10 protein-coding genes are annotated in these 12,029 nt (G+C 63.4%); 8 read left to right on the forward strand and 2 right to left on the reverse strand.

The window, feature by feature from the left end; genetic code table 11:
- The 4 genes from V6767_RS20445 to V6767_RS20460 form a co-directional block, all read left to right on the forward strand.
- A partial coding sequence (locus V6767_RS20445) for an IS4 family transposase (RefSeq protein ID WP_448475154.1) occupies nt 1–734 on the forward strand: 734 nt, incomplete at its 5' end.
- A gap of 566 nt (nt 735–1,300) precedes the next feature.
- The gene (locus V6767_RS20450; protein ID WP_448475155.1) at nt 1,301–1,801 is read left to right on the forward strand and encodes a YbjN domain-containing protein; all 501 of its coding nucleotides are present in this window, start codon (nt 1,301–1,303) and stop codon (nt 1,799–1,801) included.
- A gap of 1 nt (nt 1,802) precedes the next feature.
- A complete protein-coding gene (gene proC / locus V6767_RS20455; RefSeq protein ID WP_448475156.1) occupies nt 1,803–2,624 on the forward strand; it encodes a pyrroline-5-carboxylate reductase in 822 nt (273 codons plus the stop codon).
- A 15-nt stretch (nt 2,625–2,639) separates the two neighbouring features.
- The gene (locus tag V6767_RS20460; RefSeq protein WP_448475157.1) at nt 2,640–2,981 is read left to right on the forward strand and encodes a tRNA-binding protein; all 342 of its coding nucleotides are present in this window, start codon (nt 2,640–2,642) and stop codon (nt 2,979–2,981) included.
- Nucleotides 2,982–3,004: 23 nt separating this feature from the next.
- On the opposite strand, the gene V6767_RS20465 is transcribed toward V6767_RS20460, so the two are convergent.
- Nucleotides 3,005–5,440: an ATP-dependent helicase gene (locus V6767_RS20465; RefSeq protein WP_448475158.1), complete on the reverse strand. Its 2,436-nt coding sequence runs from the start codon at nt 5,438–5,440 to the stop codon at nt 3,005–3,007.
- A 219-nt stretch (nt 5,441–5,659) separates the two neighbouring features.
- Here V6767_RS20465 and V6767_RS20470 point away from each other — a divergent pair, with 219 nt between their 5' ends.
- From V6767_RS20470 to V6767_RS20485, 4 genes are all read left to right on the forward strand, one after another.
- Complete coding sequence (locus tag V6767_RS20470) at nt 5,660–6,772, forward strand: efflux RND transporter periplasmic adaptor subunit (RefSeq protein WP_448475159.1); 1,113 nt, start codon at nt 5,660–5,662, stop codon at nt 6,770–6,772.
- On the forward strand, nt 6,769–9,924 hold the full coding sequence (locus tag V6767_RS20475; protein WP_448475160.1) for an efflux RND transporter permease subunit: 3,156 nt from the start codon (nt 6,769–6,771) through the stop codon (nt 9,922–9,924). The genes V6767_RS20470 and V6767_RS20475 overlap by 4 nt, the downstream gene beginning before the upstream one ends.
- A gap of 208 nt (nt 9,925–10,132) precedes the next feature.
- On the forward strand, nt 10,133–10,738 hold the full coding sequence (locus V6767_RS20480; RefSeq protein WP_448427366.1) for an OmpA family protein: 606 nt from the start codon (nt 10,133–10,135) through the stop codon (nt 10,736–10,738).
- A gap of 133 nt (nt 10,739–10,871) precedes the next feature.
- A complete protein-coding gene (locus tag V6767_RS20485; RefSeq protein WP_347442657.1) occupies nt 10,872–11,522 on the forward strand; it encodes an OmpA family protein in 651 nt (216 codons plus the stop codon).
- Nucleotides 11,523–11,601: 79 nt separating this feature from the next.
- Here V6767_RS20485 and V6767_RS20490 read toward each other — a convergent pair whose 3' ends face one another.
- A complete protein-coding gene (locus tag V6767_RS20490; RefSeq protein ID WP_448475161.1) occupies nt 11,602–11,844 on the reverse strand; it encodes a hypothetical protein in 243 nt (80 codons plus the stop codon).
- Nucleotides 11,845–12,029 lie beyond the last annotated feature (185 nt).

Genomic DNA, 12,029 nt, shown 5'->3' on the forward strand with positions numbered 1-12,029 from the left:
CCCATCGGGCCATCAAGCTGCATGTGAACTATGACCCGCATGAAAGCCTGCCTGTCACCGCATCCACAAGCGGCCAGAAGACCAACGACATCACCCCGGCGAAGAAGGCCCCGATCGTGCCGGGCATGACCTATGTCTTTGATCTGGCTTATTATGATTTCGCATGGTGGGCCGAGATCGATCAGGCCGGCGCACGGTTCGTCACCCGCCTGAAGACCAATACCATGATCGACGTCACCGCCGAACAGTCTCCGTCCCGCGGTTCCCCGGTCGTTTCCGACAGGATCGGAAGGCTGCCAAAACGCATGGCCCGGACGCGCCGCAATCCCTTCACCGATCCCGTCCGCGAGATCGTCGTGGAGATCGACACCGGCAAGACCATCAGGCTTGTCACCAATGATCTCGATGCTCCGGCCGAAGAGATTGCCGACCTCTACAAACAGCGCTGGCAGATCGAGCTGTTCTTCAAATGGATCAAACAGAACCTAAAGATCCGCCATTTCCTCGGCGCTTCGGAAAACGCCGTGCGCATCCAGATATTCGTGGCGCTCATCGCCTATCTCGTCCTGCGCGCCGCGCAAGCCTGCCAGAGCGCGATCACCCAACCGCTCGCATTCGCCCGCCTCGTCCGTATCAATCTCATGCATAGAAGACCGATCGAAGCCCTGAAAAAACCAAACAAGCCACCACCAATCAATACCCCGCAGATGTCTCTTTTCGACAATGAAAGTTAAACCGGACAGCAGTGGGCTTGACCCGAGGATCTAACCACTTTTCTGCACGAGCAGCGCTGGCGTTCCGGAAGAGGCTGTGTTCGAGTTCACTTTTTGCCCGAGACGCTCCTCGTGTTGATACGTGCTTAGATCCTCGGCACAGGGCCGAGGATGACGGCGGAGAATAGGGCAGGCTTCGTCATCAAGCGGACCTCGGGCAGATAAGCTGCCTCCCACCCTCAGAAAATCTGAATTTTGAAGGCGGGTCCGTACAATCGGCCCGCTTTTTTCGTTTCCGCGCTTCAAACTCATCCTTCGACCGGGCTCAAACCCGGATTTCACCAAAAAAAATCAGGCCTGTGGACATGGTGAAAAAATGCAGGTCGCAGAGTCAGTTAGGTGGTCGCCCTGAATCATTTTCAGAGCCTCGAAAGGACTCGGATCGCGAAAGCCCGCCGCTGGGGGCTGGTGTTGATGAAATCGCATTATACACTGATTTTAATAGATGATTCGAAATTGAGGCAGGAGGCCCCGCTGTCGATCCGCACTGACGGAGGACCGGCGGCCCCGCGCTGAGAAGGTGGTTTATGAGCCTGGGTTTGCTGGAAATCGAACGACTGAACAATCCGGTCGACATGATCGAATTCGTGGCCGCCACGAATGAGTGGACGTTCGAGCGTTCCGGCGAGGACGAGATCGCCATGACGGTCGGCGGCCGCTGGGCGGATTACCACGTCTCGTTTTCCTGGATGAGCCATTACGAGGCGCTGCATCTGGCCTGCGCCTTCGACCTGCGCGTGCCCGAGCACCGGGTCAACGAGGTCGTCAGGCTGCTGTCGCGGGTCAACGCGCAGGTGCTGATGGGTCATTTCGATTTCTGGGCGCATGAGAATGTCGTGGTCTATCGCCAGTCGCTGCTTCTGGCCGGCGGCGCCGAGCCCACGAACCAGCAGGTCGAGGGCACGCTTTCCAGCGGGCTCGACGCCTGCGAGAATTACTTCCAGGCCTTCCAGTTCGTCGTCTGGTCCGGCATGTCCGCCGATGACGCCATGAAGGCGGTGCTGTTCGAGACGGTCGGAGAGGCCTGATATGACGGAACTGGCGGAAATCGATGGCGTGGCGCTGGTCGGGGCCGGCAATATGGGCGGTGCGATGCTGTCCGGCTGGGTCGCCGGCGGGTTGAGGCGCGAGGCGATCACGGTCATCGATCCGAACCCCTCCAACAACATCAAGAGCCTGCTCGACAGAAGCGGCATCCGCCACGCGGTCGCGGCTTCCGATGCGGTCAAGGCGAAAATCCTCGTGCTCGCGGTCAAGCCGCAGGTGATGTATGCGGTGCTCGATACGGTCAAGCCCATGATCGATGAGGACACGCTGGTGATCTCGGTCGCCGCCGGCAAGACGCTCGGCTATTTCGAGGAGCGCCTCGGCGCGCTGCCGATCGTGCGCACCATTCCCAACACGCCGGCGATGATCGGCCGCGGCATGATCGGCGCATTCGGCAATGACAAGGTCGACGCGGCGGGCAGGGCCGTTGCCGACACGCTGCTCTCGGCAGTGGGCAAGGTCGAGTGGGTGGAGAAGGAAGCCGATATCGACGCCGTTACCGCGTTGTCCGGCAGCGGTCCGGCCTATGCCTTCTACCTTGTCGAATGCATGGCCGAAGCGGGGCGCAAGCTGGGGCTCGATCCCGATCTCGCCATGCGGCTTGCCCGCGGCACGGTGACCGGTGCGGGCGCGCTGATGGACGCCTCTGACGACGATGCGGGCACGCTGCGCAAGAACGTCACCTCGCCGGGCGGCACCACGGCGGCGGCGCTGGAGCAGCTCATGGCCGAAGACGGTTTGCAGCCGGTGTTCGACCGCGCGCTGGAAGCCGCGCGCAAGCGCTCGCAGGAACTGGCCGGCTGATCGGAGGGCGCGGAAATGGGCGACGAGATTACATTCGATGATTTCCTGAAGGTCGACATCCGCATCGGCACAATCGTTGAGGCCGAAGCCTTTCCCGAGGCGCGCAAGCCTGCCTACAAGCTGAAGATCGATTTCGGGCCGGATATCGGCGTCAAGAAGTCCTCGGCCCAGATCACCGTGCATTATACGCTGGAAACACTGGTGGGCCGTCAGGTCATGGCGGTGGTCAACTTCCCGCCGCGCCAGATCGGCCCGGTGCGCTCGGAAGTGCTGACGCTGGGCTTTGCCGATGAGGACGGCGCGGTCGTGCTTGCGGCCGTCGACAAGCCCGTCCCGAACGGCTCCCGGCTGCACTGAGCGCATCGCACTCCTTTGAACGATCAGACCGGCTTCACGAACCCGTCCAGCACGCGCTTGCGTCCGGCCTTGTCGAAATCGATGGTCAGCTTGTTGCCTTCGATCGACGTGATGTTGCCATTGCCGAACTTCATGTGGAAGACGCGGTCGCCGATGGCGTAGACGGAAGCCTCCTCGCCGGTCGAGCGCGCCACCAGTTCGCCCTCGATGGTGCGTCCGCGCGGGCCGCTTTCGCCGTAGCCGATCCGCTCCACCGCGTGGCCGGAGCGGGTGCCCCAATTGTCGCGGGTGGCGTCGGAACGGTTGCCCTGCGCGCGTTTCCAGCCGGGCGTGGCATAGGTGTTGGAAAACGGCTCGGCCCGGTCGAAGCGCGACTGGCCGTAGCCGCCATAGGACACCTCGGTCTCGCCGACCTCGACATGGGCCTCAGGCAGCTCATCAAGAAACCGCGACGGCATGGTGGACTGCCACAGCCCGTGAATGCGGCGGTTGGACACGAACCAGATATGGCAGTGCCGCTTGGCGCGGGTGATGCCGACATAGGCCAGCCGTCGCTCTTCCTCCAGCCCCGCCCGGCCGCTCTCGTCGAGCGCGCGCTGGTGCGGAAACAGGCCTTCTTCCCAGCCCGGCAGGAACACGGTCTTGAACTCCAGACCCTTGGCCGAATGCAGCGTCATGATCGAGACGGCGTCGAGGTCCTCGTTGTTGTCGGCATCCATCACCAGCGAGACATGCTCGAGGAAGCCGCGCATGCTCTCGAAGCCTTCCATGGAGCGGATCAGCTCCTTGAGGTTTTCGAGCCGGCCCGGCGCTTCCGCCGACCGGTCGTTCTGCCACATCTCGGTATAGCCGCTCTCTTCGAGGATCTGCTCGGCAAGCTCGGTATGGGGCGTGGTTTCCAACAGGTCCTGCCAGCGGTCGAACTGGGTGACGACGTCGAACAGCGCCTTGCGCGGTTTCGGCTTCAGCTCGTCGGTGTCGATCAGCTCGCGCGCGGCCGCCAGCATCGGAATGTTGCGGGCGCGGGCATAGTCGTGGACCTTGCGGACGCTGGCATCGCCGAGACCGCGCTTCGGCGTGTTGATGATCCGCTCCAGCGCCAGATCGTCCGCCGGCTGGCAGGTGAGGCGGAAAAACGCCATGGCGTCGCGGATTTCGAGGCGCTCATAGAAGCGCGGGCCGCCGATGACGCGGTAGTTGAGCCCCAGCGTGACAAACCGGTCCTCGAATTCGCGCATCTGGAAAGAGGCGCGCACCAGGATCGCCATGTCGTTCAGCGCTTCGCCCTTTTTCTGGTACTGCTCGATCTCCTCGCCGACGGCGCGGGCTTCCTCCTCGGAATCCCAGGCGGCATGGACCTGCACCTTGCTGTCGTCGGGATCAGTGCGCTCGGTGAACAGCGTCTTGCCGAGACGACCTTCGTTGTGGGCGATCAGATTGCCGGCGGCACCGAGAATATGCGCGGTGGAGCGGTAATTGCGCTCCAGCCGGATCACTTTGGCGCCGCGGAAATCCTTCTCGAAACGCAGGATATTGTCGACCTCCGCCCCGCGCCAGCCATAGATCGACTGGTCGTCATCGCCCACGCAGCAGATGTTGATCGGGCCTTCGTCGCCGGCCGGGCGCTGGGCGAGCAGCCGCAGCCACATATATTGCGCCGTGTTGGTGTCCTGATACTCGTCCACCAGAATGTAGCGGAAACGCCTGTGGTATTCCTTGAGGATATCCGGGTGCTGGCGGAACAGCTCGATCGGGTGCAGCAGAAGATCGCCGAAATCGCAGGCGTTGAGCGTCTTCAGTCGGTCCTGATAGGCCTGATAGAGTTCGCGGCCGCGACCGTTTGCAAAGGCGCGGGCGTCGCCTTCGGCAATTGTCTTCGGCGTCAGCCCCTTGTTCTTCCAGTTGTCGATCATGCCGGCGAACTGGCGGGCCGGCCAGCGCTTGTCGTCCAGCCCCTCGGCCTGGATCAACTGTTTGAGCAGCCTGAGCACGTCGTCTGTATCGAGAATGGTGAAGTCGGAGCGCAGCCCGGCAAGCTCGGCATGGCGGCGCAGAAGCTTGACGCCGATCGAGTGAAACGTGCCGAGCCAGGGCATGCCCTCGACCGCGCCGCCCACCAGCGCGCCGATCCGTTCCTTCATCTCGCGCGCGGCCTTGTTGGTGAAGGTGACGGCGAGGATCTGGCTGGGATAGGCTCTGCCCGAGGCGAGGATATGGGCGATGCGGGTGGTCAGCACCCGGGTCTTGCCGGTACCGGCCCCGGCAAGCACCAGAAGCGGCCCCTCCGTGGTCTCCACGGCATCGCGCTGCTCGGGGTTGAGGCCGGAGAGATAATCGGGCGCATCCGGCGCGCGGCGCGCGGCCATCGCTCGTGCGGCAAGGCCGGAGCGGGCGGGCGCTGCGGGCTGCGGCGCGTCGTCTTCGTCGAAAAACGGAATATTGTCGTCACCTTGATTCATGAGGTCAATCTAGTGGCTTGCATGGCAAAGGTGAAGGCGGCGCGGGAAATGAGAACAAAAAAAGCACATCCCCGGCAATACCGGCCACCGATTATGCGCCGCCAGACGGAGGTAACATTACAATTTGGTGAGGTTTGATCTGGCGACTTGCGGAGGCGGGAACGATGACGATACTTCGATTTCAGTAATCCCGCCCAAGTTGCCAGTCCGAGGTCATGAATGCGTCTTTATCAACAGCTTGCCGTCAGTCTCGGCGTTCTGGCAGTCGGGGCCGCGGCCTGGCTCTATTTCGCGCCGGATGGCCGCGAACTCTTGGCCTCGATGGGCATTGCCGGCAATAACGAGACGGCCAGCGCCCCGTCCGGCGGACGGGGGGGCGGTTTCGGCGGCGCCGTTCAGGTCGTTACCGCGCCGGTGAGGATGGGCACGGTCAACGACGAACTGATGGCGATCGGCAGTGGTGCCGCGATCCAGTCGGTGACCCTGCTGCCGGAACAGGCCGGCACGATCACGGAGATCAGCATATCCTCCGGCGACAGGGTGGAGAAGGGCGACGTCATCGTTCAGCTCGATGATCGCGAGCAGGTTCTGGCGCGCAATCTGGCCGAGGTCGCGCTCGAAAGCGCCGCCCGGCAGGCCGAGATCAACCGCAAGATCAGCTCCTCGATCTCCAATCTCGAAGTCTACAACGCCGAGATCGCCGAAAAATCCGCGCAACTCGATCTCGAGACGGCGGAACTCAATCTCGCCCGCCGGCAGATCGTCGCGCCGATTTCGGGCGTCGCCGGCATCGTCGGCGTCAATGTCGGCGATTATGTCACCACCTCTTCGGAGATCGTCACCATTGATGATCGCTCGGCGATCCTCGTCGATTTCGATGTGCCGGAGCGCTTCGCCACCGCCGTTACGCCCGGCGCGCCGGTCGAGGCCAGTCTGGTCGCCGCCCCCCAGAAGCGCTTTGACGGCGTGGTCGAGGCGGTCGACAACCGGATCGACGCGGCAAGCCGCACCTTCACCGTGCGCGCGCGCCTCGACAACGACAATGATGCGCTCAGGGCCGGCATGTCCTTCGATGTCACCATGCGGTTTCCGGGCGATGAATATCCCGGCGTCGATCCGCTTGCGATCCAGTGGGATTCCGGCGGCGCCTATGTCTGGCACATCGTCGATGGCGCGTCGCACAAGGTCCGCGTCCGGGTGATCCAGCGCGACCCCGATCTGGTGCTGGTCGATGCCGCGCTGGAAGAGGGCGATCCCGTGATCATCGAGGGTATCCAGCGCCTGCGCGAGGGCGGCGCTGTGCGTCAGGCGAACGCGGAGGCGTCGTCATGAGCGAGGAGACCCCGCCCGCCGACAAGCGCGACGAGATCGAGGAGAGCGCTGTCGAGCACGCGACCGAGCATGGCTTCACCGCGATTTTCGTGCGGCGGCCGATCATGGCGCTGGTGTTCAACGCGCTGATCGTGGTCGCCGGCCTTGCCGCCTATTTCGGCGTCGAGGTGCGCGAACTGCCGGATGTCGACCAGCCGGTGATCACCGTGCGCACCACCTTCACCGGCGCCTCGCCGGAAACCGTTGACCGCGAGGTGACCGATGTCATCGAAGGCGCGGTGGCGCGCGTTTCCGGGCTGAAGTCGATGTCGTCGCAGTCGCAGACCGGGTCGAGCCGCGTGACGCTGGAATTCAGCAAGGATACCGATATCAACGTCGCCTCTATGGATGTGCGCGACGCGGTCGGCCGGGTCGAGGGGCAGTTGCCTGATGACGCCGACGAGCCGCGCATCGTCAAGGCGGATTCGGACGCGCAGCCGATCTTGCGGCTGGCGGTCACCTCCTCGACGCTCGATATCGATGACCTGACCAAATATGTCGAAGACAATATCGAGGACAGGCTTGCCGCCGTGCAAGGCGTGGCCGATGTCGCGGTCTATGGTGACCGGGAAAAGATCTTCCGCATCGACATCAATCAGGCCGCACTCGCCAGTCGCGGTCTGACGGTTGCCGATCTCGCCAATGCGCTTTCCGACATGTCGTGGGACGTGCCGGCCGGCTCGCTCACCAGCACCACCCAGGCCCTCGGCGTGCGTGCGACGGCGGATATCACCACGCCGGAACAATTCGCCGATCTGAAGGTCGCCGACAATGTCCGCCTCGGGGATGTGGCGACCGTCGTCTTCGGCCCGGATACGGCTGCGACCGCGCTGCGCTACAATGGCCAGCCGGGCATCGGTCTCGGCATTGTGCGCCAGGCCAAATCCAACACGCTGGAGATATCGGAGGGCGTGCACAGGGTCATCGAGGAGCTCCGGCCAAATCTGCCGGAAGGCACCACGATCAAGGTTTCGAGCGACGACGCGGTGTTCATTTCGGGCTCGATCGAGGAAGTGGTCCGCTCGCTGACCCTTGCCGCGCTGATCGTGGTGGCGATCATCTTCCTGTTCCTGCGCGACTGGCGGGCGACCATCATTCCGGCGATCACGCTGCCGGTGGCGCTCGTCGGCACGCTCGCCGCGATCTATCTCGCCGGCTTCTCGGTCAATATCCTGACCCTGCTCGCAATCGTGCTCGCCACCGGCATGGTGGTCGACGACGCGATCGTGGTGCTGGAAAATATCGTGCGCCTGCGCGCGCTCGGCATGGGCCCGCGTGCGGCGGCCGTGCTCGGCACCCGCCAGGTCTTCTTCGCGGTGATCACCACCACGGCCACCCTTGCCGCCGTGTTCGTGCCGCTCTCCTTCCTGCCGGGACAGGCGGGCGGCCTGTTCCGCGAATTCGGCTTCGTGCTCGCCTTCGCGGTGATGCTGTCGTCCTTTGTGGCGTTGACGCTATGCCCTATGCTGGCTTCGCGCATTCTGGTCCAGCACAAGGAGGGCAAGCCCGGGCTTGCGACGCGTCTCGGCAACGGCTTCAACCGCTTCTATGCGCATACGCTGCGCTTCGCGCTGTCCGCCCCGCTGGTCGTGCTCTCTTTCGGCGCGTTGCTGATGTTCGGCGCCTATCTCGCCTATGCCAACATCACCAACGAACTGCTGCCGAGCGAGGACCGCTCGATGCTGATGATGCGGGTTTCCGCGCCAGAGGGCGTCAGCCTCGATTATACCCGCGACCGCATCCAGCAGGTGGAAGAGCGCCTGCAGCCGCTGCTCGACAGCGGCGAGATCGAAAGCGTGTTCTCGATCTCCGGCTTCGGCAGCAACACCAATAGCGGCTTCATGGTGATGACGCTCGCCCCCTGGGGCGAACGCGAACGGGTGCAGAGCGCGATCGCCGGCGATGTCAACATGGCCGCCGGTCAGATTCCGGCGGTGCGCGCCTTCGCCTTCCAGCCCAATTCGCTCAATATCAGGGGCGGCGGCAACGGGCTCAGCGTCGCGCTGGTCGGTTCCACGCATGAGAAGCTCGCCGTTGCAGCGTCCGAAATCGTGGCCGCGATGGAAGCCGACCCGATGTTTTCCGCCCCGCGGCTGAGCAATGACGCCTCGCAGGCGCAGCTTGCCCTCACCCTCGACCGGCGCAGGGCCGACGACCTCGGCATCGATATCGCCGGATTGTCGCAGGCTCTGACGGCGCTGCTCGACGGACGCTCGGTCGGCGAAGTGTTCATCGACGGCGAATCCTATGACGTGCAGCTTCGCTCTGACACCCGCAAGGTCGATGACCCGACCGACCTCAGGAATATATTCCTGAAGGCGGGCGACGGCCGGATCGTGCCGCTGTCCACCATCGCCACGCTGGAGGAAAAATCGATCGCGCCGACGCTGGAGCGCGAAAATCAGCAGCCTTCGGTTTCACTGTCATCCAGCCTCGGGGAAGGCGTCGCGCTGGGCGAGGCCTATCAGCGGCTTGTCGAGATCGCGGAACCGCTTCTGCCCCCCGGCGCCCATGTCGAGGCACAGGCGGAAGCCGCCGCGCTCGATGAGAACGCCTCGGGGATGACCATGGTGTTCGGCTTCGCGATCATCATCGTGTTCCTGGTGCTGTCGGCCCAGTTCGAAAGCGTCTGGAGCGCGCTGATCATTCTGGCGACCGTGCCGTTCGGCATCGGCTGCGCGGTGATCGCGATGCTTCTGACCGGCACCAGCCTCAACATCTATTCCCAGATCGGGCTCGTGCTTTTGATCGGGGTGATGGCCAAGAACGGCATTCTGATCGTCGAGTTCGCCAACCAGCTTCGTGACAGGGGCGAGGGGGTGCGCGACGCGATCGAGCATGCGACGCTTCTGCGTCTGAGGCCAGTGATGATGACGATGATCTCGACAGTGCTCGGGGGCATCCCGCTGGTGCTGGCGTCGGGTGCGGGCGCGGAGGCGCGCATCGCGCTCGGCTGGGTGATCGTCGGCGGGCTCGGCTTCGCCACCATCGTGACGCTCTATATCACGCCGGTCGCCTATCTGATCCTTGCCCGGTTCTCGAAACCGAAGGTCGATGAGGAGCGCCGTCTGAACGCGGAGATGCACGACGCGACATTGCTCGGGCATCACTAGAGCATCGGGCGATTAATTGGCGTTGCCCGATGCTCTAGATTCTTTATTTTGACGCGTCGGGTTAACGAAAAACCGGATTCCACTTTTTTCGCCCGACGCTCTAGCGCCGCCGGGAAATCGTCAGGCGCTGCTTGCGGAATCATCCGCCATGCTGTTGTTATGGAGACCGGCCGGAAGCGCCGGCATTTCGAGAACAGAGGGGAACACCATGATCAGGACCATCGCTATTGCTCTTTCGGGCACGCTGCTGCTTGCCGGATGCGCGTCGACAGGCGGCGAGGACGTCGCGCCGCAGGAAGTCTCGGTGACGAATATTTCCGTCTCCGATCCGGGCGCCTACATGGACAGCCAGGAGCAGGCCTTCCGCGACCAGCTCAAGGATACCGGCGTGACGATCATCCGGACGCCGAAATATATCGCGCTGATCTTCCCGTCCTCGATCACCTTCGAGACCGACAAATACGATATCGTTCCCGAATTCATTCCCGCGCTCGATACCGCGGCCGCCCTGCTGCGCAAATACAGCGCCACCGATATCGACGTGAACGGCTATACCGATTCCACCGGCTCTGATGCCTATAACCTGAAACTGTCGCAGCAGCGCGCCAATGCGGTCGCCGGCGCCTTCATCCAGCGCGGCATCAGCCCCCAGCGCATTCTTCCCGTGGGTTACGGCAAGGCCGATCCGGTGGCGAGCAACGACACCGCCGATGGCCGCGCCAAGAACCGCCGCGTCGAAGTGCGGATCGCGCCGCCGGCAGCAGCGGGCGCCACGGCCGCCGCGCCGGTCACCGCGGCGCCCATGGCCAATTGAGCCGGCTGCACTATCTTGACAACAGCTGCGGCTGATTGTGGGATTGCCTGCGAGAAGCCGCACATTCGCGCCATATGATTGCCGCAAAGAAACGGCTTCAACGTTGGCGAAGCTTTCAACTCTGAGGGACACCATGCTGAAGAAGATCACGATCGCAGCCGTAGGCCTTGCCTTTCTTGCCGGCTGCACGACGACGGACCCGTATTCGGGCCAGACCGTCAACAACAACACCGGAACCGGCGCGCTCGCCGGCGGCGCGCTCGGCGCGCTGGCGGGCCTTGCCGTGGGCGGCGACGCCAAGGGGGCCGCGATCGGCGGCGCGCTCGGCGCAATCGCCGGCGGTGGCATCGGCGCCTATATGGACAATCAGGAGCGGGAATTCCGTCAGGCACTCGCCGGCACCGGCGTTTCCGTTGTCCGCAACGGCGACATGCTGACGCTCATCATGCCGGGCAACGTTACCTTCCCGACCGACGAGTACTCGATCCTGCCGAACTTCTACTCGACGCTGAATGCGGTTTCGACGGTGCTGCGCAAATATGACCGGACCGCGGTCAACGTCAACGGCTACACCGATTCGACCGGCTCGCTCGAATATAACCAGCGTCTGTCTCAGGAGCGCGCCAACAGCGTGGCGAATTACCTGATCCAGTCCGGCGTCGGCGGCAACCGAATTTCCGCCGTCGGCTTCGGCCCGTCCAACCCCGTCGCCTCGAACGCGACGCCGGAAGGCCGCGCCCAGAACCGCCGCGTCGAGGTTCAGATCTCCGCCGTCAAGATGTAACGGCAAAAGGCGGCCGTCGGGCCGCCTTTTCGGATCGTACTTCGTGAAAAGAGGTCGCGCCCGGCGCGGCCTTTTTGTTTTATCGCAGCCTTAGATTGACGGGCATCCTGCCGGTCGCATCGCCGGCGATATAGATATGGATCTTCACCGCGGGCGCGATCGAACGGGCGGCGCGTTCGCTCTGGCTGGACAACAGGCCGACCAGTTCGCGGGCCTTGTAGCGCCCCTGGAAACGCGCGTAGTCGGCGAGCTTCTGGGCGGCTTCCTGCAGCGGGTTGAGGCCGCCGCGGCGATCGAGGGGGAGAGATTGGCCTGACATCATTCCGAAACGCTGTTTCCTGGTCACGTCTATCCTCATACGCAAGACACTCAAGGATTTACCGGCGGTTTGGAGCGCGTTGGGGCGAGGTGCGGCTATTCGAACTTTCGCTGTTCTTGCTTTCCAAAACCTTACTCTCAAGCGTAAGGTGGAAACCTTTCAAAAGCCTTTACGAAAAACGCCGGCCC

Source organism: Martelella sp. FLE1502, from assembly GCF_053484255.1.